At 73.5% G+C, this 21791-nt stretch carries 17 protein-coding genes; 8 read left to right on the plus strand and 9 right to left on the minus strand.

The genetic code is table 11. The features are described from left to right. Window positions 1–27: 27 nt before the first annotated feature. The 7 genes from WMF17_RS31940 to WMF17_RS31970 all read right to left on the minus strand — a co-directional run bounded on the left by WMF17_RS31940 (window position 28) and on the right by WMF17_RS31970 (window position 9195). The gene (locus WMF17_RS31940) at window positions 28–2610 is read right to left on the minus strand and encodes a tetratricopeptide repeat protein (RefSeq protein ID WP_437644756.1); all 2583 of its coding nucleotides are present in this window, start codon (window positions 2608–2610) and stop codon (window positions 28–30) included. A gap of 86 nt (window positions 2611–2696) precedes the next feature. Beyond that, on the minus strand, window positions 2697–3290 hold the full coding sequence (locus WMF17_RS31945) for an MlaC/ttg2D family ABC transporter substrate-binding protein (RefSeq protein ID WP_437644758.1): 594 nt from the start codon (window positions 3288–3290) through the stop codon (window positions 2697–2699). A gap of 240 nt (window positions 3291–3530) precedes the next feature. After that, complete coding sequence (locus WMF17_RS31950; protein ID WP_437596999.1) at window positions 3531–4976, minus strand: sensor histidine kinase; 1446 nt, start codon at window positions 4974–4976, stop codon at window positions 3531–3533. Next, complete coding sequence (locus WMF17_RS31955; protein ID WP_437597001.1) at window positions 4976–6193, minus strand: type II secretion system F family protein; 1218 nt, start codon at window positions 6191–6193, stop codon at window positions 4976–4978. Before WMF17_RS31955 ends, WMF17_RS31950 begins: the two co-directional genes overlap by 1 nt. A 588-nt stretch (window positions 6194–6781) precedes the next feature. Then, window positions 6782–7078, minus strand: a complete 297-nt coding sequence (locus WMF17_RS31960) for a hypothetical protein (RefSeq protein ID WP_437644759.1) — start codon at window positions 7076–7078, stop codon at window positions 6782–6784. Further along, entirely contained in the window at window positions 7075–8226 is a 1152-nt protein-coding gene (locus tag WMF17_RS31965; protein ID WP_437644761.1) for an AAA family ATPase, read from the minus strand. The genes WMF17_RS31960 and WMF17_RS31965 overlap by 4 nt, the downstream gene beginning before the upstream one ends. Before the next feature lie 93 nt (window positions 8227–8319). After that, the gene (locus WMF17_RS31970) at window positions 8320–9195 is read right to left on the minus strand and encodes a protein-L-isoaspartate O-methyltransferase family protein (protein WP_437597003.1); all 876 of its coding nucleotides are present in this window, start codon (window positions 9193–9195) and stop codon (window positions 8320–8322) included. A 152-nt stretch (window positions 9196–9347) separates the two neighbouring features. On the opposite strand from WMF17_RS31970, the gene WMF17_RS31975 reads away from it, so the two are divergent. The 3 genes from WMF17_RS31975 to WMF17_RS31985 all read left to right on the plus strand — a co-directional run bounded on the left by WMF17_RS31975 (window position 9348) and on the right by WMF17_RS31985 (window position 13064). Continuing rightward, the gene (locus tag WMF17_RS31975) at window positions 9348–10490 is read left to right on the plus strand and encodes a serine hydrolase domain-containing protein (protein ID WP_437597004.1); all 1143 of its coding nucleotides are present in this window, start codon (window positions 9348–9350) and stop codon (window positions 10488–10490) included. A gap of 75 nt (window positions 10491–10565) precedes the next feature. Continuing rightward, window positions 10566–12533 carry an AarF/UbiB family protein gene (locus tag WMF17_RS31980; protein WP_437644763.1) on the plus strand — a complete coding sequence of 656 codons (1968 nt, stop codon included), beginning with the start codon at window positions 10566–10568 and terminating at the stop codon, window positions 12531–12533. Window positions 12534–12542: 9 nt separating this feature from the next. Next, window positions 12543–13064 (plus strand): hypothetical protein, encoded by a 522-nt coding sequence (locus tag WMF17_RS31985; protein WP_437597007.1) that lies wholly within the window; start codon window positions 12543–12545, stop codon window positions 13062–13064. Between the two features lie 14 nt (window positions 13065–13078). Here WMF17_RS31985 and WMF17_RS31990 read toward each other — a convergent pair whose 3' ends face one another. Then, window positions 13079–15673, minus strand: coding sequence for a protein kinase domain-containing protein (locus tag WMF17_RS31990; RefSeq protein ID WP_437597008.1), 2595 nt, complete (start codon window positions 15671–15673; stop codon window positions 13079–13081). 169 nt (window positions 15674–15842) lie between these two features. On the opposite strand from WMF17_RS31990, the gene WMF17_RS31995 reads away from it, so the two are divergent. From WMF17_RS31995 to WMF17_RS32015, 5 genes are all read left to right on the plus strand, one after another. Further along, window positions 15843–16541 (plus strand): TIGR00266 family protein, encoded by a 699-nt coding sequence (locus WMF17_RS31995; protein ID WP_437644765.1) that lies wholly within the window; start codon window positions 15843–15845, stop codon window positions 16539–16541. Between the two features lie 24 nt (window positions 16542–16565). Next, a complete protein-coding gene (locus tag WMF17_RS32000) occupies window positions 16566–17234 on the plus strand; it encodes a TIGR00266 family protein (protein ID WP_437597011.1) in 669 nt (222 codons plus the stop codon). A gap of 16 nt (window positions 17235–17250) precedes the next feature. Continuing rightward, window positions 17251–17937 (plus strand): TIGR00266 family protein, encoded by a 687-nt coding sequence (locus WMF17_RS32005; RefSeq protein WP_437597012.1) that lies wholly within the window; start codon window positions 17251–17253, stop codon window positions 17935–17937. 394 nt (window positions 17938–18331) lie between these two features. Next, a complete protein-coding gene (locus tag WMF17_RS32010; protein WP_437644767.1) occupies window positions 18332–19873 on the plus strand; it encodes an FHA domain-containing protein in 1542 nt (513 codons plus the stop codon). Between the two features lie 49 nt (window positions 19874–19922). Continuing rightward, on the plus strand, window positions 19923–21500 hold the full coding sequence (locus tag WMF17_RS32015) for a GDSL-type esterase/lipase family protein (protein ID WP_437644769.1): 1578 nt from the start codon (window positions 19923–19925) through the stop codon (window positions 21498–21500). On the opposite strand, the gene WMF17_RS32020 is transcribed toward WMF17_RS32015, so the two are convergent. Then, entirely contained in the window at window positions 21458–21664 is a 207-nt protein-coding gene (locus WMF17_RS32020; protein WP_437597016.1) for a hypothetical protein, read from the minus strand. The genes WMF17_RS32015 and WMF17_RS32020 overlap by 43 nt on opposite strands. Window positions 21665–21791 lie beyond the last annotated feature (127 nt).

The raw sequence follows: 21791 nt of genomic DNA on the forward strand, positions 1-21791 counted from the left end.
CGCCGGGCGAGCTCCGCGCCGGCGCCGTCAGGTGAGCTCGCTGTGGAGCAGCATCTCGTAGAGCTCCGCCTCGGAGTCGCGCCCCTCGGCCCGCGCCCTCCTGGCGAGCCGCGCGAGCACGTCGCGCCGCCGCGGCGCGACCTCCAGGCGGGCGGCCTCGTCCCCCTCCTCCAGGCGCGCGGAGAGCAAGGCGAGGAGATCGAGATCGCGGCCGAGCCGCTCCAGCACGTCGGCGAGCGCCATCGCCACTCCCTGGTCGGTGGGATCGGCGCGGACCCGATCCGCGAGCCGCTCGGCCAGGAGCTCGTCGTCGACGCCGAACGCGCGGGCCAGCGGCACCTGCCCCTCCGCGAGCGTGACGCTGTTCGGGACGGGCGCCATGTCGGTCGACGTGTCGCTGCCGTCGAGCGTGGGCATCTCGTCGAGGAGCCCGGAGTCGCCCGGCGCGATCGGCGCGGCGACGGCCGGCGCGATCGGCGCGGCGACGGCCGGCGCCCGGGCGACAGGGGCAGGCACGATCGGCGGCGAGCGAGGGGGCGCCGGGGTGATCACCACGGGCTCGGGCGGGGCCGTGCGCCGGCGCGGCACAGGGACGTGGACCTCGATCTGCTGCTCGGTCGCGCGGGGCCGCTCAGCCGGGCTCGACGACGCCGCGGGCGGGGGCGCGATCGGGGGCGCGAGCTCGCCCGAGACGCGGCGGAAGGCGGCGGTGATGGCCGGGTCGCGCGGGCGGAGGCGCAGCGCGAGGCCGAGGTGGCGCTGCGCGGCGAGGAGGTCCCCCCGGGAGCGCTCCTCGATCTCGGCGGCCTCGGCGAGCATGGCCGCGACGGCGGTGGGGCCGCCGCCGAGCAGCGAGCCCGCGGCGCGGGCGGATCCGATGTCGCCGGCGGCGCGGCCCTGCAACGCGAGCTCCACCGCGTCGCGCAGCCGCCCGAGCGCGACCGACGCGCCCCCGAGATCGCCGAGCTCGGCGCACCAGCGGCCCTCGAGCAGCCGCGCCTCCAGCGCCTCCGGCACGCCGGGCGGGATGGCCCGCACGCGCGCGACCGCCGCGGGGAGATCCCCGGCGATCTCGGCGAGGCCGCGGCCGAGCTCCAGGTCGAGCGCGCCGGCGGGCGCCCCGCTGCGCGCGGCGAGCGCGCGCGCCCGGGCGAGGAGGTCGAGCGCGCGCCTCCCCTCCCCGGCCGCCCGCAGCGAGCGCCCGAGGCCCGCGACGACGTCGGGGCTCTCCGGGGCGTAACGGAGCGCCCGCTCGAAGAGCACCCGCGCGTCGGCCACGTGGCCCCGCGCGAGGAACGCCTCCGCGGCCCCGCGGGAGACGGCGTGGCGCGCCTCGGCCCCGCGCGCCGAGGCCTCGAGGTGCTCGGCGTCGGCGAGCGCGCCGCGCACGTCGGCGACGTCGAGCCGCGCCGCGAGCCGCGCCCAGCGCAGCGCCTCGATCCCGGGCGCGCGCGCGACGCCGAGGTTCAGCGCGTCGAGGCGCACGTCGAGGGCGTCCGCGAGCCTCGCCGCGCGCAGCCAGGCGAGCGCGGCGAGCGGGCCGTACGGCTCCGCGTGCGCGGCGCGCGCGAGCGCCGAGAAGGCGCCGTCGCGATCGCCGACCGCCTCGAGGAGCGCGCCGCCGAGGAGGCCGGCGTCCACGGCGGGCATGGCGTCGACGACGGTCGAGAGCGCCCCCTCGGCGCGCTCGCCGATCACGAGGTCGATCCAGGCGAGGCGCGAGGAGATCTCGGGGTGCCGCGGGGCGCGCTCCAGCGCGGCCAGGTAGGCGCGGCGCGCGTCGTCGAGGCCGCCCGCGAGCGCGAGCTCGTCGGCGGCGCCCGCGAGCTCGGCCGCCTCGAGCGCCCGGAGCGCGCGGTCGCCCAGCGCCGGAGGCGCCGCATCGAGCGCGCCCTCGGCGCGGAAGCGGCCCGCCTCCGCGACGACCGCCATCCACTGCACCCCGGCCACGGCGGGCGCCCTCGCGCCGGCGGCGGGCAGGAGCAGGCGGACGATCCGCTCGACCGCGGCGTCCAGCACGATCGCGCCCTCGACGATGCGGCCGTGCGCGCCCGCCATCATCGAGAGCGCCTGGAGCGCGAGCGCGTGCGGCGGGGCCGCGAGGCCGACGCCGCGCGCGCGCTCCGGCAGGAGCCTGAGCGCGCGCTCGCCGGGCGCGACGGCGACGTCGAACGCGAGCGCCGCCTCGCCCGATCGCAGCGCGACGAGCGCGCCCTCCTCGATGGGCGCGATGATCAGCTGCGGCGCGCCGTCGCCGAGGAGGCCGCGGAGCCGCGGCGCGGCCCAGCCGGCGAGCTCGGTCCCCTGCGCCTCGACGGCGAGCCGGACGAGCTGGCCGCGCCGGTGCCGGAAGCGCGCGACCCCGCCGGAGAGGTCGACCGGAAACCGGATCCCGGCGAGCCGCACGACGAGCTCGGTGACGCGGAGCGGACCGAGCGCGAACGGCTCCCCGAGCTCGATCGCGAGCGCCCCCTTGCTGACGGCGAGCCGGAGGACGGGTCGGTCGTCGGGCGGGCGCGGGGCCGCACCGCCGCCGGGCGCGAGCGCGCGGAGCGACGGCGACAGGCCCAGCGCGCGCGCCGGCCGGCCGCGCCTCTGTCCAGCAGCCATACCCGCCAAGGGTATCAACCCTGCGGCGATCCAGGCGAGTTAGCGGCGATCACGCCGGGCGAAGCGCAACGTGACGGAACGGGCGCTCAGAGGTCGCCCTTGGCGAGCTTGTCCTTCATTTTCTGGATGAGCACGGGGAACCCGTCCTTCTTGATGATCTTCGTGAACTGGGCGCGGTAGCTCCCCACCAGGCTGACGCCCTCGGTGACGATGTCCCGCACGAGCCAGGTGCCGCCCTTCTGGGCGAGCTTGAAGGCGATCTCGACCGGCTCCTCGCGCGCGTTCTTCCTGGAGACGGCCCTCGTCTTGACCGTCATGACGCCGCCGCTCTCGGTCTCGCCCGTGTACTCGATGTTGAAGTCGAGCGTCTTCTTCAGGTTGCGCTCGTAGGCCCTGCGGACGAGCTGCTTGAGCAGATCGCTGAACTGCTTCTTCTCGGCGTCGGTCCGGGCCGCCCACTCGCTGCCGAGCGAGCTCTCCGCCAGCGCCGAGTAGTCGAGCATCTCGTCGAAGACCGAGCCGACCTGCTTCTGGCTCTCGCCCCCTCCCTTCTTCAGGAGGTCGAACAGGACCGTCTGCTTGGCCTTGACGACGTCCGTCGCCGGCCCGGCGTTCGCGAGGCCCACCGGGCCGAGCGTGAGCGCGAGCAGCGAGAACGTCGCCGCGAAGAGATGGGTCATCGTGCGTGTCACGTAGGGTTCTCCTTCTGTGCCTGCGGGCTGCCAGCGAGCCTCGCGTCGCTTGTACCGCTCGCCCTCTGTCCGCGCACTCTATGCGCGAGGCAAGCGGCCTGCCACGTCGGACGGGGGCCACGGCGGCCCGGTGACGTCCTGTCCCTGCTCTCCATGAACACAGCGAAACGACACGGCAATCCGCCGGCGCTGGGCCGCGCTCCAGGGGCAGACGACGGTCTCCGCGGGCTATTCATCCGCGGGAGCGGGCTCCGCGGCGACCTCCGGCTCCCCGGCCGCGGGCGGCCGGTCCGGGACCCGGACCCGGAACGCGGTGCCCTCGCCCTCGCGGCTGTCGACCTCGATGGCGAAGCCGTGATCGTCGAGGATCCGCTTCACCACGGCCAGGCCGATGCCCATGCCGTGCGTGCGGGTCGTGAAGAACGCATCGAAGAGGCGGTCGCGGGCGGCAGCAGGGATGCCTCGCCCCTGATCGCGGATCTCCAGGAGCCAGGCGCTCGCGTCGCGCCAGAGGCGCACGGTCACGACCGCCCCCGCCGAGCTCGCCTGGATCGCGTTCCGCGCGAGGTTCCAGACGACCTGGCGCATCTGGGCGGCGTCGGCGATCACCGGGGCGGACGGCGGCCCCTCGAAGCGGACCTCGACGTCGCCGCCGCGGCCCGAGCGCGCGGCGAGCACGACGACGTCGCGGGCCGTCGACGAGAGGTCCACGCCCTCGAGCGCCGGCACCCGCGGGCGCGACAGATCGAGCATGTCGCCCACGAGGTCGTTCAGGCGCGCCGTCTCGCGCTCGATGATCTCGCAGAGCTTCCGGTCCTCGTCGGAGAGCGTCCCGCCCGTGCGCAGGAGCTCGATCGATCCCGCGATCGAGCCGAGCGGGTTGCGGATCTCGTGGGCCAGCCCCGCGGCGAGGCGGCCCAGCGCCGCGAGCCGCTCGGCCTGCTCCGCGCGCGCCGTGGCCTGCACGAGCCGGCCGCCGGTCGCGCGCAGCCGCTCCGCCAGGTAGCTCGCGAGCAGCGTGACCACCACGATCGCGAGCAGGTTGACGAACATGGGGTACCGGAGCTCGCCCCACTGCGTCACGTACGCGCCGGAGGGCTGGTCCGGCGGCACGCCGAGCAGGTGCAGCCCGAGCGCGGCGCACAGGAGGAGGTACGCGGCCGCCCCCGACGCGGCGGCGACGATCGCGCCGGGGAGCCCGAGGAGGATCGCCCCGGTCAGGCAGGTGAGGCCGTAGAGCGACGTGGCGCCGCTCGTGGCCCCGCCGGTGATGTACACGAGCGCGGTCCAGGTGATCTGGTCGGTCACGAGCTGCGCCCGGGCGATCGCGCGGAGGGCGCGCTGCATGCGCAGGAACACCGCGTAGATCCCCGAGACGCCGTACGCCGCGGCGACCGTCACGAGCGCGACGATGCTGGAGAAGCCCCCGGAGGTGAACCCGCGGAGGTACACCGCCGCGGTCACGACGAGGAAGACCGTGAGCACCGCGAGGCGCAGCGCGATGAGCCAGGTGAGCCGGCTCGCGAGCGGCGCCTCGGCGCCGCCGGGAGCGCCGGACGGGAGCGGCGTCGCGACCGGCGAGCCGCGGGCGTCGATCGACGGCCCGGCCCCGCCCCGGTCTCGCCGCGCGACGGCCTCGCCGCCCGGGCTCGCCGGCGAGGCCGAGGGCGACATCACTCCGCCTTGATCTTGCCGGCGAGATCGAAGATCGGCAGGTACATCGAGATGAGCACGACGCCGACCATGCCGCCGACGACGACCATGAGGAGCGGCTCGATCAGCGACGTCAGCGCGGAGACGGCGACGTCGACCTCCTCCTCGTAGAAGTCGGCGATCTTGTTCAGCATCGTGTCGAGCGCGCCGGTCTGCTCGCCGACCGCGACCATCTGCACGACCATGCCGGGGAAGACCTGCATCTCGCCGAGCGGCTCGGCCATGTTCTTCCCCTCCGAGATCTTCTGGCGCGAGTACATGAGGCCCTCCTCGACGACGACGTTGCCGGCCGTCTTCGCGACGATGTCGAGCGCGTCGAGGATCGGCACGCCGGAGCCGAGCAGCGTGCCGAGCGTGCGCGCGAACCGCGCCACGGCGATCTTCTGCATGACCGGGCCGAGGATCGGGAGCCGGAGCAGGAGGCGGTGCACCATCCGCTTGCCGGCCGGCGAGCGGTAGAAGTAGGTGGCGCCGACGGCCCCGGCCACGGTCAGCACGACGATGAGCGGGAGGTAGGTGACGAAGGCCTTCGAGGTCGCGATGACGATCTTCGTGAGCTGCGGGAGCGCGTCCTTCGCCCCGAACTCGGCGAACATCGTCTCGAAGGACGGGATGACGAACGACATCAGCACGATCATGACGACGATCATGATCACGATGACGGCGATCGGATACGCGAGCGCGCCGCGCACCTGGCGCGCGAGCTTGACGCGCTTCTCGATGTAGATCGCGAGCCGGTTCAGGATGCTGTCGAGGATGCCGCCCACCTCGCCGGCCTGGACGAGGTTGACGAACAGGTCGTCGAAGATCTTGGGGTGGCGCCGGAGCGCGTCGCTGAACGTGGCGCCCTGCTCGACCGTGTTCTTGATGTCCCGCAGCGCCGCCTGGAAAACCTTGTTCGGCTCCTGGTTCGACAGGATCTCGAGGCACTGGACCAGCGGGAGGCCCGCGTCGATCATCGTCGCGAACTGGCGGATGAACTTGACGAGGTCCTTGGCCTCGACCCCCGAGCCGAAGCTCAGGTTGAAGCTGAGCTGCGCCCCCTTCTTCTTGACCCGGGTCGGGCTCAGCTGCTGAGCGCGGAGCCGGTTCTGCACCGCCGCCTCGTTCTCGGCCTCCATCGTGCCCTTCCGGATCTCTCCGGAGCGGCCGCGCGCCTCCCAAACGAACTCCGCCATAGTGCTTCCGGTCTTCTCCCTGGGTCCACGGCGGGCCGAGCCGGCGCGCCGGGGCGGCCCCGCCTCCGGGGACGCCAGGATAAAGTTCGGCGAGGCCGGGGGTCAAAGACGGTGGGTCGTTCTCTGAGCCAGCCGGTGAGGGGGTGGTCCGACGTGGGCGCTGGGGGGGCTCGGGCGGACGCGGACGCGGACGCGGACGCGGACGCGAACGCGAACGCGGAACCGGAAGGAGCGTCGTGCCCAGCGGCACGCGCCGGCATGGCGCTCGGTGCGCCCCGACGTGAACGGATGGCACACATCGTCGCAGTTCGCGCCTGAAAGGTGTGCCACCAGGACGCCGAAGCGCGTCGTCTGGACATCGAGGTGGGCCATCTGGACATCGAGGTGGGCCATCTGGACATCGAGGTGGGCCATCTGGACATCGGGATGGGCCATCTGGACATCGAGGCGGGCCATCTGGACATCGGGATGGGCCCATCCGGACAACACAGCCCTCGAACCGACCAGGGAAGGCGACGGCCCCGTGGTCGAGGCATCGCAGCACCCGGTCGGAAGCCCAACGATCGCCACGAGGTCAAGGGCGACGCCTCAACGGCGCTGCACGACCGGCACGAGACGCTCCTGCACCTCGCGCACGAAGCGCGCGAGGCCGCACGCCACGCCGTTGGCTTCGAGGCGCTCGACGGGAACGTCGGCCCAGCGCGCGTCCGCACCTCGCCCCGCGCTCGTCAGCACCGTGAGGACCCGCTTCGCGTCCTTGCGATCCGCTGGGTTCTTCGAGGTGAGCCGCTCCGGCTTCGCGCAGGGGTCGAAGTGGAGCTCGCCGCGGAGGGCGGCGAGCCGCTCACGTTCCGAGTCGTCCTCGGCGATGCCAACAGCGCTCACTCTCGTCCCTCGCTCACCCATCCCTCGCCGACGAGGCTCCACAGCTCCCCCGGCCGGAGATATCCGCCGCGCTTTTTCGATGTCGGGTGCTCGTCGAGCCGGCGCAGGGCCGAGCCCCCTTCACGGCCGCGGCTCATCACGAGGACCTCGTCCATGCGCAGCTCGTCCAGGAGGAACGGCGAGTGGCTCGTCGCCACGATTTGCAGCTGGGGCGTCGCCTCGAGTACGCCGCGGAGGTGCGCGACAAGCCTGCGCTGCGCAACGGGGTGCAGCGCCTTGTCCAGATCGTCGAGCAGGACGAGGCGCGGCGCGTCGAAGCGCACGACCGTGATGAGGCCGAGGGCGAGCAGCGTCCCCTCGGAGAGCTGGCCGGCCGGCACCCACCCCAGCCCTTCCCACTCGACCTCGAAGCGGGCGCCGGTGACGTCGCGCGACTGATCGGCCCAGAAGTCCTGGCCACCGACGGAGATCCGTTGCTTCTCCCGGCGCCGGACGCGGGCGGGAAGCGCGCGGATACGCTGCGCGCCGGGGACGATGGTCGCCAGATCCCGTTCGATCGCTTCCAGGGTTCCGTCACGCAGCCCCTGCAGGTATTGCACCACGGAAGCCAGACCCTCACCGTCGTGTCCGACGCGTGGGATCTCCTCTTCAGAGTAATGCTCCGCGGCGAGCGTCTCGGCGTGCAGCTTGAGCCGGACGACCGATCCGAGCTTCGCCTCGCGGGGACCTCGAAAGAAGAGCCGTTCTTCCTCCTGGTCGTCGCAGGGCAGAGAGAGCTCCGTCTCCTGCCCTTCCTTGCCGAACCACAGGTGCAACCACTCAGGTCCCGGCTCCTCCTTCACGGCCCCTGCGCGAAGACCGAACCGCCTGCCGTCCGCCAGGACGGCCTCCAGCTCGAGCTCGGTGGCGTCCGGCTTCGCGACAAGGTCTTCCACCGCATGCTTGCCCAAGATGCCCAAGAAGAGCGACGCCGGACCGAGGGTCGCGAACCCGGGCTTCGCGGAGGCAAGCTGGAGCAGGTAGTGCATCCCCTCCAGCACGGTGCTCTTGCCCACGGCGTTCGGGCCGACCAGCACGTTGAGCCGACCGAGAGGCAGCCTCACGTCTCGAAGCAGCTTGAAATTCTTGAATTTTGCTTCCGCGAGCATCGCCGCTTCCCTTACTCCGCGATCAGCGCCGGGTACAGGAGCCCCCGCCTCCGTCTCCACCGCCACGGACCCCCGGCGCCGGCCGAAGCGAAGCTAGGGCTGCCCCCGCTCCGCCACGTAGCGGACCGCGCCGTGCACCTCGCGGAGGAGCGCGCCCTGCCGGCGCTCGACCCGCATGAGCTCCTGGTGGCCCTCCCACGCGCCGACCGGCGCGACAAGGACGCCGCCGTCGGCCAGCCGCTCCTCGAGCGCGGCGGGCGGCTCGGTCAGCGCGTAGGTCACCGCGACCTTCCACGAGCGCTCCGAGGGCGGCGTCGGGCCGCACGCGAGCACCCGCTCGGCGAGCGAGCGCCCGTCGCCGCACAGCAGCGTGACGCTCGCGCCCTCGTCGGAAGGGCCGGCGCCGCTGCTCGCGAGCGCCTCGTCGTCGCCCCGGCGATCCGGCCGCGCGCCGAGGAGCCGCGCCGCGCGCGCGTGCAGGGCAGGGTCGATCTCGATCGAGGTGACGTGCCCGGTCGGGCCCAGGATGCGCCGCGCGAGCGCCGCCCCGTAGCCGGTGCCCGTGCCCAGCTCGAGCACGCGATCGCCGGGCACGAGGCCGAGCAGGCTGTACGTGAGCAGGTACGCGTGCGGCGCGCTCACGGTCGCGTGCCCGGCACGGTCGAGCGGCAACGGCGTGTCGTCCGCGGAGGCCGCGACGTCCTCCGGCAGGACGAAGCGCTCGCGCGGCACGAGCAGGATCGCGTCGAGGTAGCGCGCCGGGAACTCGAAGCGGCGCGCGAGCTCGGTCACGAGCGGCGCACGCGCCACGCGCCCGGCCTCGGCGAGCTCGACGTCGCGCTCGATGGCGGCGTCGAGCGGCTCGGGGACCTGTGCCCAGCGATCGGGGCGGCGATCGTCGTACCTCGCCGCGAGCGCAGCGAGCGCCGCAACGGCGGCGCGGGAGTCGATGCTCGGGGGAGAAGCCACGGCGAGATCCTGAAGCAGGACCGACCGCACCGCTCGATCTTTCCTCGATTTTTCGGGGATCTTTCGGGGATTGTTCGGCGTTTCTCCGGGCCCATCCGGCCCACCGCCAGAGCTCGTTTGACAAGGGTGCACGAGCCTCTTCATCCTCGGCCATGGCCCTCGTCGATCTCACGCCGATCGCAGCGATCGCGATCGAAGAGCACCGCGCCGCGCCCTGCGCCTGCGTCGCCGCCGCGGTGCGCACGCGAAACGACGTCCGGTACGGATCCGGCGCCGCAGGACGGCTGTGGTTCGAGGACAGCCCGCCGGCCGGCGCGCGCGGCGCGACGCCGCCCGCGGCGACGGGCGACGCCATCTTCGATCTCGCGTCGGTGACGAAGCCGTTCACCGCGCTCGCGTTCGCCCGGCTCGTTCGCGCCGGCAAGCTGAGGCTCGACGAGCCGCTCGGGCAGGCGCTCCCCGAGCTCGCGGGCACGCGATCGGCGCGCGTGCCGCTCGAGCTCCTCGCCGCGCACCGGGCCGGGCTCGAGGCGCACCGCCCGCTCCACCCGCCCGGCGACAGCGCGCCGATCGATCCGCTCGAGGCGCTGCTCGCCTGCGCGGACGGGCGCCGCGAGGCGTGCGCGGGCGATCCTCCCGACGGCGGGTTCCCGCCTGTGTACAGCGACCTCGGCTACCTGCTCCTCGGCGCCGCGGTCGCGCGGCGCGGCGAGGCCGAGCTCGACGAGGTCGTCGCGCGCGAGGTGACAGGCCCCCTCGGGCTCGCGGTCGCGCCGCCGCGCCGGCTCCGGCGCCGCGATCCGCGGTTCGACGAGCGCGTCGTCCCCACCGAGGACGTCGGGTTCCGCGGGGGAATGATCCGCGGCGCGGTGCACGACGACAACGCCTGGACGATCGCGCGCGACGGGATGGCCGGGCACGCGGGCCTCTTCGGCGACGCGATGTCCGTGGCGCGGCTCGGGGTCGCGCTGCTCGAGGCGCTCGCGGGCGAGCGGCCGGAGTGGCTCTCGCGCGAGGAGGTCCGGCGGCTGATCGAGCCGCGGCCGGGCGGGTCGCTGCGCGCCGGGTTCGACGGCAAGAGCGGCGAGAGGCCGAGCGCCGGCGCCCGCTTCGGCCCGCGGACCTTCGGCCACCTCGGCTTCACCGGGACGAGCCTCTGGATCGACCCGGACGCCGAGCTCGTCGGCGTGCTGCTCACGAACCGCGTCCACCCGACGCGCGCATCCGACGCGATCCGCCGCGCGCGACCCGCCGTCTACGACGCGATCGCGGAGGCCATGGCGCGCGCGCGATGACGCGAGGAGGCGACGGCGCGCCGCATCGAGCCCGCGTTTTCGCGGGCTGACGCCGGGCGATGCTAGGCTGCCGCGGTGTCACACGGCGCCGCCTCCGAACCGCTGGGCCCGTCCTCCGGGTCGCTCCGCTCGCCCGCCGAGCCCGCGCGCGCGCCCGGCGAGCTGCGCCCCGGCGCGGTGGAGCTCGAGCCCGACAGCGCGCCGAGGCCGCCCGACGCCGCGGACGATACGTGGCCGTCCGGCGGCGCGGTCAGCGCGCCGAGTCCATCCGGCGGCGCGCCGAGTCCGTCCGACGGCGCGCCGAGTCCGTCCGACGGCGAGGGCGCTGCCCCGCCGCCCGCGGCGCTCCATCCGGCGCAGCGCCCCGCGGCGCAGCCCCGCTCGCTCCGGCAGAACGCCGCGCAGAGCGGCCGCTTCATCCGCGCCTACCTGACGACGTTCACCGTCATCGCGAGCTACCTCTGGTTCTTCTTCCTGCGCCGCCTCTTCGGCGACGCCTGGGCGCAGAGCCGCGTGGACGAGGTCCACGCGAGCAACGCCCGGCGCATCGAGCGCACGATCGTCGAGCTCCAGGGCCTCTTCATCAAGGTCGGCCAGATGCTCAGCATCATGGCGAACTTCCTCCCCGCGACGCTGCGCGCGGGGCTCGAGGGGCTGCAGGACCAGGTGCCGCCGCGGCCCTACGAGGAGATCGAGCAGCGCATCGCCGAGGAGCTCGGGCGCCCCATCGACGAGGTCTTCGCCCGCTTCCACAAGGAGCCGCTCGCGAGCGCCTCGCTCGGCCAGGTGCACGAGGCGTGGCTCATGGACGGCACGCGCGTCGCCGTGAAGGTGCAGCACCGCGACATCGACGAGATCGTCCGCCTCGATCTGCTCACCATCCGCCGCATCATGGCGATCGTCGCGAAGTTCGTCCCCGTGCAGGGGCTCGACGCCTACTACCACCAGATCCGCTCGATGATCCTGGAGGAGCTCGACTTCGTGGGCGAGGCCAGGAACATCGTGCGCATCGCCGACAACTTCGCGAAGCAGCCGCAGGTCCGGTTCCCCAGGCCGATCGAGCCCTACTGCACGCGGCGCGTGATGACGACGACGTTCGTCGAGGGCATCAAGGTGGGCGACGTCGCGGCGCTCGACGCGCACGGCGTCGACCGCAAGGCGCTCGCCCGCCACATCGTGCAGGTCTTCTGCCAGCAGATCTTCATCGACGGCGTCTACCACGCGGATCCGCACCCGGGGAACATGCTGGTCGGGCCGCGCGGGGAGCTCATCCTGCTCGACTTCGGCGCGGTCGCCGAGCTCTCCCAGGAGATGCGCGAGGGCATCCCCGAGTTCCTCGAGGCCGTGATCCGCCGCGACACGGAGGGGATCATCAAGGCGCTGCGCAAGATGCGCTTCTTCTCGCGGCGGGACGCCGTCGACATCAGCGAGAAGGTCGTCGAGTTCTTCCACCAGCGCTTCCAGGACGAGGTGAAGCTCGAGTCGTTCAACCTGAAGGACATCAAGCTCGATCCGCAGAAGGGCATCGAGAGCCTGATCGACCTCAGGCGCATGAACATCGGCCTGAAGGAGCTCTCCGGCGCGTTCCACGTGCCGCGCGACTTCGTGCTGCTCGAGCGCACGCTCCTCCTGCTCACCGGGGTCTGCACGCAGCTCGATCCCGACCTCAACCCCATGGATGTCGTGCGCCCGTACCTGCAGGACTTCGTCCTCGGCAGCCGCGACTGGGCCCAGATCGCCCTCGAGGCGGCGAAGGACATGGGGATCAAGGCGCTGACGATCCCGGACGACCTGCGCAAGTACCTCACGCGCGCCAACCGCGGCGAGGCCGAGGTGAAGGTCCGCGGCCTCGCCCAGGCCGCGTCGCTGGTCTATACGGGGGTGCGCCAGCTCATCTACGCGGCGCTCGCTATCGCGGCCGGCTTCGCGGGGCTACAGCTCTACCTGGCTGGCCACGCGGCGCTCGCGCGCTATTGCCTCTACGGCGCCGCGGCGGCCGGGGCGCTGCTCGCTGGGAGCATCCTGTTCACGAACCGAGGTTGACGACACGCCATGAGCTCGATCGATCTGTCGCAGTACGAGGCCGAGGTCGCGGCCGCCGAGGCCGAGGTCACGCGGATCAGGGAGGCGAACGCGGAGCTCGCCGAGGAGCACCGCGGCGATCGGGCGCACGGCGCGCACGAGATCCTGCGCCGCGGCGCGGCGGCGCTCGCCGCCGCGCGGGACCGCCTGGAGACGGCGCGCGTGGCGCTGAAGCTCGCGGAGACGACCGGCTCGCCGCACGGGCTGCTCGCGCGCGAGGGGTTCGTCCTGGGCTCGGTCGCCGTCGCCATCCCCGCCGGCACGACGAGCGGCGAGCGGGTCCGGCTCATCGAGGAGGCGCTGGCGGCCGAGCTCACGGGCGCGGCGCGCGACGTCGGGGTGGTGCTCGCCGCCCCGGCGGAGCGCTACACGCGGGAGCGACCCGGGCGCGACGCGGAGGGGCGCACCGTCCTCGATGTCTCCGGGCACGTGGAGGGCGACGTGCTGATGCCCGCCATCTCCAGGAACGCCAAGAACGCGCGCAGGAGCTGAGCGCCGCGCGGCGCTCAGGCCTTGAACGCGGCGATGACCGCCGCGGCGCGCTCCTCGACCCGCGCGCGGAGCGGGGCGAAGCGCGCGTCTGCCCGCGCGCGGTCGAGCACCGCGCAGCGCTGCATCCAGAGGGCGTCGAAGAGCCCCGCCTCCACCGCGCTCGCGAGCGTGCGGAAGAGCGCGTCGTCCTCGCCGAGGAAGGCGAGGATCTCGGCGTACATCTGGAGGAAGAGCGGGCGCAGGCGGCTGCCCGGCTCGGAGCCGTCCGCCGTCGAGCGCAAGAACGCCCGCTGCTCGTCCGACAGCCGCGACGTCGCGAGCACGTCGCGGTAGAGGCGCGCGTACTGGACGGGGACGTTATCCATCCCGTGCGGCAGCTCGTCGACGGAGAACGGAGCGCCGTGCCACAGCCCGAACCGAGCGCGCATGATCGCCTTGTGAAAGCGGCTCGACGGGTCCTCGGTCGGCATGTCGAGCAGCGCGCCGGCCGCGGCCCAGTCCCCCAGCAGCGCGCGGCCGCGCGCGAGCTCCCAGCGCGGGAACAGCTCGCCCGGGTCGAGCGACAGCGCGGTGTCGAGCCGGAAGACCGCCTCGTTGACGAGCCCCGCCTCGAGGAGGATACGGCCGAGCAGCTCGTGCGCCTTGGCCAGGCTCGGCGCGCACTGGAGCGCCTTGCGCAGCGCCGGCACGGCGCCGACGGGGTCGCTCGCGCTGAAGCGGACCGTCGCGAGCGCCACCCACGGCTCGCCGAGCGAGGGGGCCTGCGCGATCGCGCGCTCGGCGGCCTGCTGCGCCTTCGCGAGCTGCGCCCTGCCGTCGCCCCGCGCGGCCATCAGCCGCGCCGAGGCGACGGCGTAGCCGGACAGGATGTTCGGGTCGTTCGGCGAGAAGGACAGCGCCTCCTCGAAGAGCGCCACGGCCGGCGCGGCGTCGCCGTACCAGAGGTGCCGCAGCTGGTGGCGCGCGCGCAGGTACAGGTCGATCGCGCGCGGGTCGCTCGGCGCCTCGCGGTCGCGGCTGGCGGCGTCGACGGTGAGCGCCCCGGAGATGGCGCTCGCCGCGTCGTCGCTCACCGCGAGCAGCGCCTCGGGCGAGCTGTCGAACCGCTTCGCCCAGAGCTGGAACCCGTCCTCGACGCTGATGACGCGCGCGGTCACGCGCACGCCGGCGGGCGCGAGGCGTGACCCCGGCCGCGAGTACGGCGCCTGAGGCTGCGAGCGCGGCCCGTCGTGCCCGTGGCTGGCGCCGCCGGTGCGGCGGATCGACCCCTCGACCACGACCTGCACGCCGAGCTCGCGGCCGATGTCCCGCGGGTCGCGGTTGTCGAGCCGCACCCGGGACACCGCGGCGTGCGGCCGCACCTTGAGGCCCGCGGTCATCGAGAGGGTGTCGGTGAGGTCCTCGGTGAAGCCGTCGGCGAGGTAGTCGTCGTCCGGGGCGCCGCCGTTGCGGAACGGGAGCACGGCGACGGTCTTCAGCGCCGGCGAGGACGCGGACGAGGGCGCCGGCGCGGGCGCGGGCGTGAGCACAGGCGCCGAGAGCGTGGGCGACATGAGCCGCGGCTGCGGCGCGGTGATCGCCTCGGCCGACGCGGCGACCCGGGTCGGGCTCTGCTCGACGGGCTGCGGCGCGGTCGGCGCGGCCGTGGCCGTCGACGCGGCGATGGCCGAGACGAGCGACTGCGCCGGCTGCGGGGCGATCGACACCCGCGAGCGCGCGAGCAGCAGCGCGCGGTGGGCCTCGGCCGCGCCGGCGTAGCGGTCCTCGCGCCGGATCGCCATGCACCTCAGGACGACGTCCACGACGACGAGGGGGACGTCCGGACGGACGGAGCGCGGGTCGGGCGGCGGGGACCGCAGCCGGGACATGGCGGCGGCGATCGCGCCGGCGCCCGGCCACGCGCGCCGGTGGGTCAGGCACTCGAAGAGGATCATGCCGAGCGCGTAGATGTCGGTGCGCGCGTCGATGTCGGGCTCACCCGTCAGCTGCTCCGGCGACATGTACGCGGGGGAGCCGAGCACGAAGCCCGCCGACTCGCCGGCGCTCGGCCCGGACGAGGTGCGGGCGATGCCGAAGTCGGTGATGACGACCCGCCCGCTCCTGTCGAGGAGCACGTTCTCGGGCTTGAGGTCGCGGTGCACGATGCCCGCCGCGTGCGCGGCGCCGAGCCCGTCGCAGAGGGAGCAGCCGATGCCGATGGCCTGCTGCGTCGGCATCGGGCCGGTCCGCGCGAGGACGCTGTGCAGCGACTCGCCCTCGACGCACTCCATCGTGAGGAACTTCTCGCCCTCGTGGTCGCCGAAGTCGAACGTCCGCGCGACGTTCCGGTGCGTCACGCGCCGCGCGAGCTTCACCTCCTGCCGGAAGCGCTCGATCATCCCGGCCGTGCTGGCGAGATCGCGCCGCAGCATCTTGAGGGCGACCACCTCGTCGAGCTCCACGTCGCGGACGCGGTAGACGCTGCCCATGCCGCCGGTGCCGAGCAGGCCGAGGATCTCGTAGCGCCCGGCGATGCGCTGGGGCGCGGCGACGAAGCCGGAGCCCTGGCTCTCGCTGCGCGGCTCCGCGCGGGACGTCGGCTCGGAGGCCGTAAGTCGCCTGTCGCTCACGCGCTCAGTCTACCCACGCCGAAGGGTAGAAGTCAGCGCGAGCGAGCCGCTGGACAGAAAACATGAAATTCGCCGCGCTCCGCTCACCCCGACACACCTCCTTGCACCTTCTTCCCGCTTCCGCTTCCGGCGTGGGTCCGTTATATGTACGTGCCCCGCAGGTGGACGAATGCAGCATCGCACCAAGCATGAGCCGTCGTCCTCGCTGCTGGAGGTCAGCCTCGATCCGGGCGAGGCGCTGCTCGCGGAGGCGGGCGCGATGGTCGCGCGCTCGCCGAGCCTGCGGACGATCGTCCGGCTCAACGCGGGCCGCGGGGCCGGGCTCTTCGGGCGGCTCAAGGCCTTCGTCATCGCGCTGCTCCGGAAGCTCGCGGGCGGCGAGACGTTCTTCGTGAACCACATCGAGGCGCCCGAGGGCGGCGGGTGGGTGTGGCTCGCCCCGCCGCTCAGCGGCCGCGTGAGGCACGTCCCCCTCCAGGGGGAGACGATGCTCTTCAGCGCGGGCTCGTACCTCGCGAGCGCGGGCGACATCGACGTGAAGGTGCGCTGGGGTGGGCTGCGCGCCGTGCTCGCGCGGGAGGGCATCTTCTTCATCAAGGCCTCCGGCGTCGGCGATCTCTGGATCACGAGCTACGGCGCGATCGAGGAGCTCCCGTGCGACGGGTCGCTCGTCGTGGACAGCGGGCACCTCGTCGGGTTCGACGCGTCCCTCGCGCTCAAGATCAGGAGCCCTGGCGGCGGGCTCATGGGCCTCATGGTCTCCGGCGAAGGTGTCGTGTGCGAGTTCACCGGCCGCGGCCGCGTGCTGATCCAGTCGCGCAGCGCCGGCGCGCTCGTGGGCTGGCTCGCGCCGCTGCTCCCGCCCTGAGCGGGCGACGGAGACATTCGTCCGATGCAGGTGAATCTCCTCTACCGTCCCTCCCAGGCCCTCGCGCAGTGCTGGCTCGCGCCGGGCGAGCGCGTGATCGCCGAGAGCGGCGCGCTCGTGGGCATGTCGACCAACGTGCGGGTGGAGACGCAGGCGGGCGGCATCATGTCGGGCCTGAAGCGGATGCTGGCCGGAGAGTCGTTCTACCGGAACGCGTTCGCCGCCGAGGGCGGCGGCGGAGAGGTGCTGTTCGCGACGCCGCTCTCGGGGGACATGGCGGTGCTCGAGGTGGGCGACAGGCAATGGTGCGTCCAGAGCAGCGCGTATGTCGCGTCCAGCCCGGCGGTCGAGGTGAAGACGCGCTCGGGCGGCCTGCGCGGCTTCTTCTCGGGAGCGGGGCTCTTCGCCCTCGAGACGGCGGGGCAAGGTCAGATGATCATCGGCGCCTTCGGCGCGCTCGAGGAGCTCCCGGTGAAAGGCCACGTCGTCGTCGACACGGGCCACCTCGCAGCGTGGGAGTCGACGCTCTCCTGCCGGATCGACAAGAACACGTCGACGTGGCTCGGCACGTGGCTCTCGGGCGAGGGCCTCGTCTGCCACGTCGAGGGGCGCGGCAGCCTGTGGGTCCAGTCGCGCAACGCCGGCAGGTACGGCGCGGCGATCGGCGCGCGGCTCGCCCCGCGGCAACCCTAGAGATCCAGGGGGCGGCGTGCGCGACGAGATCCGAGACAACCCCGAGTTCGGCGTCCTCCACGTGACCTTCGAGCACGCCGGCGAGCAGATCATCGCCGAGAGCGGCGCGATGGTGGCGCGCGACGCGGCCATCGACATGAAGACGAGCCTGCAAGGGGGGCTCGCCAGCGCGCTCAAGCGCAGGCTGACGGCGGGAGAGAGCCTCTTCCAGAACACCTTCACCGCGACGGCGCCCATGCAGTCGATGCGGCTCGCGCCGGCGCCCGAGGGGTCGGTCGAGCGCATCGTGCTGCGCTCGGGGATGGAGGTCTTCCTCCAGTCGGGCGCCTACCTCGCCTCCACGCCCGGCATCACGCTCGACACGAAGTGGCAGGGGGCCAAGGGCTTCTTCGCCGGCGGCCTGTCGCTGCTCCGGGCCTATGGCGAGGGCCTGATCTGGTTCTCGAGCTACGGCGGTATCCACGCGATCGACGTCGGTCGCCAGCACGAGGGATATATCTGCGACAACACACACCTGCTCGCGTTCACCGAGGGCCTGCGGTATCAGGTGCGCAAGCTGGCCGGCCTGAAGGGCCTGTTCCTGTCCGGCGAGGGGCTCGTCTGCGAGTTCCAGGGGCACGGGCGGCTCTGGCTGCAGACCCGGAACCCGGGGGCGCTCTCGGCGTTCCTCCACCCGTTCCGGCCCGTGGGAGGCGGCCATTAGCCCGCTGCGCGTCACGAAGGCCGCGGCCCCCGGGCGGGTCGCCGGCGGATCGCCCAACGGACGCGATGTTCCGCCGCGGCTGCGCGCGGGCCCGGCGCCGCCGCGTCCCGCCGGCGGGCTGCGGGCGGCTGGCCGCGCAGGGACGCGCCCCTGCCGCCGCGCCGGCAGGCTGGCCCGCCCGGTGCTTGCCCGGCGCTGGCTGCCGGCGGCCGGTGAGACGTTGCGGTCCGGGCCGCCCGCCATGGGGTGGTGCGCCGTCATTGCCTTCCCGGAGGCGGACTCGCTAAAGTAGGCGGGCCTCGCTGAGGAGGCTCGTACGGCGAGCGGTGGATGCCACGGATCTACAGGCGCTCGCGGAGCGTGCCTGGCTTCGCCTGAATGCCCCGAACCCGCTATGTGGAAGCTGACGATCGAGGATGACGAGGGGAAACAGACGGGGCTCCCCCTCGCCCATGAGGAATATGCGCTCGGGCGCGGAGAGTCGAACTCGATCCGGCTGACCGACCGCAACGTCTCGCGGCAGCACGCGACGCTGGCGAAGAACGGCCAGGGTTGGGTCATCCGCGATCTCGACAGCTACAACGGCACGTACGTCAACGGCGGACGGGTCACCGGCGAGCAGCACCTGCGCCACGGCGACCTCGTGCAGCTCGGCGACTACCGCATCGAGATCGTCGATGAGGCGCTGTCGTCCGCGGTGACGAGCCCGACGCCGCCGCCCGGCAGCCGCAGCACGGCGCACCTGCCGCTCCACACCCGCCCCAACCGGCTCGTCATGGTCGTCGGCCCGACCCCCGGCGCCGAGTTCCCGCTCGACGGCGAGCGGTTCACGATCGGGCGCTCCGAGGACGCGACGATCTCGATCAACCACAGCTCGGTGAGCCGCCTGCACGCCGAGCTCATCAGCCTGGGCAACGGCCGCTACGAGGTCGTCGACAAGCAGAGCGCGAACGGCGTGCGCATCAACGGCGTCGAGCTGAAGCGAGGCCTGCTCGAGGCGGGCGACGCGCTCGAGCTCGGCGACGTGCGGCTCCGCTTCGTCGCCGCCGGCAAGATCTTTCGCGCCGGGCCGGACGGCGCTTCCGGCTCGGCGGCCGCGCCGGGATCGTACGGGAGCGTGGCCCCGTCGGTGCCGTCGTCCCGTTCGCTCGGCGGGACGAGCAAGGCGATGGGGCTCCTCCTTGCGGTCGTCGTGATCCTCATCATCGCCGTGGTCGCGGTCACCCGCGCCCGCTCGCAGGGGCCGGAGGCGCCCGAGCCGGACCCGCGGCCCCCGGCGCCGGAGCTCGGGGGGAACGACGCGCAGCTCCTCGACGCGGCGGAGGAGCACTTCCGCGCGGGGAACATCGACGTCGCGCACCGGAAGCTGCAGGAGATCGCCGAGACGGCGCCGGTCCGGGAGACGCAGCGCTTCCGGGAGATCGAGGAGCGCTGGGCGGAGGCGATGTTCCAGCAGGTCGAGCGGGCCGGGACGAAGGAAGAGAAGCTCGCGCTGCTCAACGAGATCGCGAAGACGACGAGCGTCCCGACGGCGCTCCGCGCGCGGGTGGCCGAGATGCGGCGGCAGGTCGACCCCGAAGCGCCGCCCGAGCCCGAGCCGGAGCCCGCGCCGCAGCAGAGCAGCCCGCAGACGTCCTGGTCCCCGCAGCACACGCCCTCGCCGGCGCCCGCGCCCACGCCGTCGGCCTCGACGCCCAAGGTCGCCGACGCGGGCACCCCGCAGGCGAGCTCTCCGCTCGACTCGAGCGCGTACCCGGCGCAACGAAAGACGCTCGAGCCGAGGGTCTGGGGCGGGCGCGCGTCGGCCAGCGAGATCAAGCTGCTGCGCGCGATCTGCATCCACCAGGGCGACATGAGCTGCCGCGACAGGGCGACCGCGGCCCTGGACAAGCTGGAGAAGCGCACGCCTCCGCCCGATCGGGATGCGTCCCCCTGAGCGGGGCGTGTCGCCGCAGAGCGCCTCCCTCTCCCGTCCGCGCGCGTCGATGACCTCCACGAGCAGCACAAGCGCCCACGAGCCGGCCGTCCACGAGCCGGCCGTCCACGAGCCGGCCGTCCACGACGTGCCTCCGCCCGGCGGACGCGACGCTCCTCCAGCGGGCGGCGCGCCGGTGGGCTCGCCGCGGAATGGGCTCGTCTCGTCGGCTGCCGGGGCGCTGGCGACGCTCGCGCTGCTCGTGCTGTTGCCCTACGCGCACCCGAGCCTGTCGCGGCTGCGGCTGCTCACGCCGCTGCCCGAGGGCGAGGGGCTCGTCGTGGTCCCGGCGCCGGCGCCCGTGGCATCGATCGGCGAGACGACGCTCGTCACGGAGACCACCGAGCAGGCCGAGCTGCGCCAGCCCGAGGAGGTCGCGCTGCCGGCCGCGGCCGCAGAGCTCTTGCCGGCCGCGGTCGCCTCCGAGGGGAAGCCGCCGCGCCCGATCGAGGACCCGAGCGGCAAGGCGATGACGCCGTTCTTCCGCGCGCTCGCCGCCGTGGAGCGCAAGGCGCCGGGCTCGATCGCGCGCATCACCTACTTCGGCGACTCCATCGTGGCGAGCGACTTCGTGACGTCGACGCTGCGGCGCAAGCTGCAGAAGCGGTTCGGCGACGCGGGCCACGGGTTCATGCTGATGGCCAACGCCTGGCCTGGATATTTCCACAACGACGTTGTCCGCTTCGCCAGCCGCGGCTGGCAGGTGAGCCGCGTCGTGGGCCCGTTCGCCAAGGACGGGCTCTACGGGCTCGGGGGCGTGTCGTTCCGCTCGCAGGGCGCGGGGGTGTTCTCGCGCTTCGCCACCGCGGAGACCGGGACCTACGGGCGCGCGGTCTCGCGGTTCGCCGTCGATTACCTGAAGCACCCCGAGGGTGGGCGGATGGAGATCAAGATCGACGGCGAGAGCCGGGAGATGATCGACACCCGGGCCGCGGAGGCCGGCTCGGCGATCGCGACCTACGAGGTGCCCGACGGGCCGCACGGGATCGAGGTGCGCGCGCACGGCCCGGGGGTGCGCGCGTTCGGCGTCTGGATGGAGCGGGACGAGCCGGGGGTGGTGCTCGACGCGATCGGCATCCAGGGCTGCCGCATCCGCTTCCTCGACAAGAGCGATGACGCGCACTTCGCCGAGCAGCTGCGCGCGCGGAGCCCGTCCTTGACGGTGTTCCACTACGGCATGAACGAGAGCGAGGACGGCGAGCTGTTCCCGCTCGATCAGGTCGAGTCGACGATGAAGGCGGTGCTCGAGCAGGTGACGGCGGCGCTGCCCGAGTCGTCGTGCATGCTCGTGGGCCCGATGGACCGCGCCGACAAGAAGGGCGAGGTCTACAGGAGCCGCCCGGTGATCCCGAAGCTCGCGGCGATCCAGCGCCGGGTGGCCGCGCAGGTCGGCTGCGGCTACTTCGACACGTTCGGCGCGATGGGAGGCTCCGGGTCGATGGGGGTCTGGGTCCAGCGGGGGCTCGGCGGCGCCGATCTCGCGCACCCGTCGGGCGCGGGGGCCGAGGTCATCGGCCGCTGGCTGTACCTGGCCTTGATGGAGGCCTACGAGGCCTGGAAGGCGAGCGCGGCCGCGGGCCGGCCCTGACGCGGGTTCGGTGCGTCGGAGATCCCGCCAGAAACGAGCTGGGTGAAGAGGCCGCTCAGCGCTTCATTTGTGCGGCGCTGCTTGCTGCGGGTGGCGCTCAGCTCCTCGACTTCCTTCAGCCGGTAGCTCTCGGCCTCGATCTCGATCACCTCGGCGCGGTGCACGAGCCGGTCGACGAGCGACCTCGAAGAGCAGGTCGACGTAGCGTCGCCCTGCTTCAGTAGGGCTCCTCGTCGCGCCTAGCGCTGCACCCACCCTCGGCTGCCTGGCTCGGTCCGGTTTTGTTCGGCG

Origin of the sequence: Sorangium sp. So ce362, assembly GCF_051519845.1 — a bacterium.
Classification (GTDB): Bacteria; Myxococcota_A; Polyangia; order Polyangiales; family Polyangiaceae; genus Sorangium.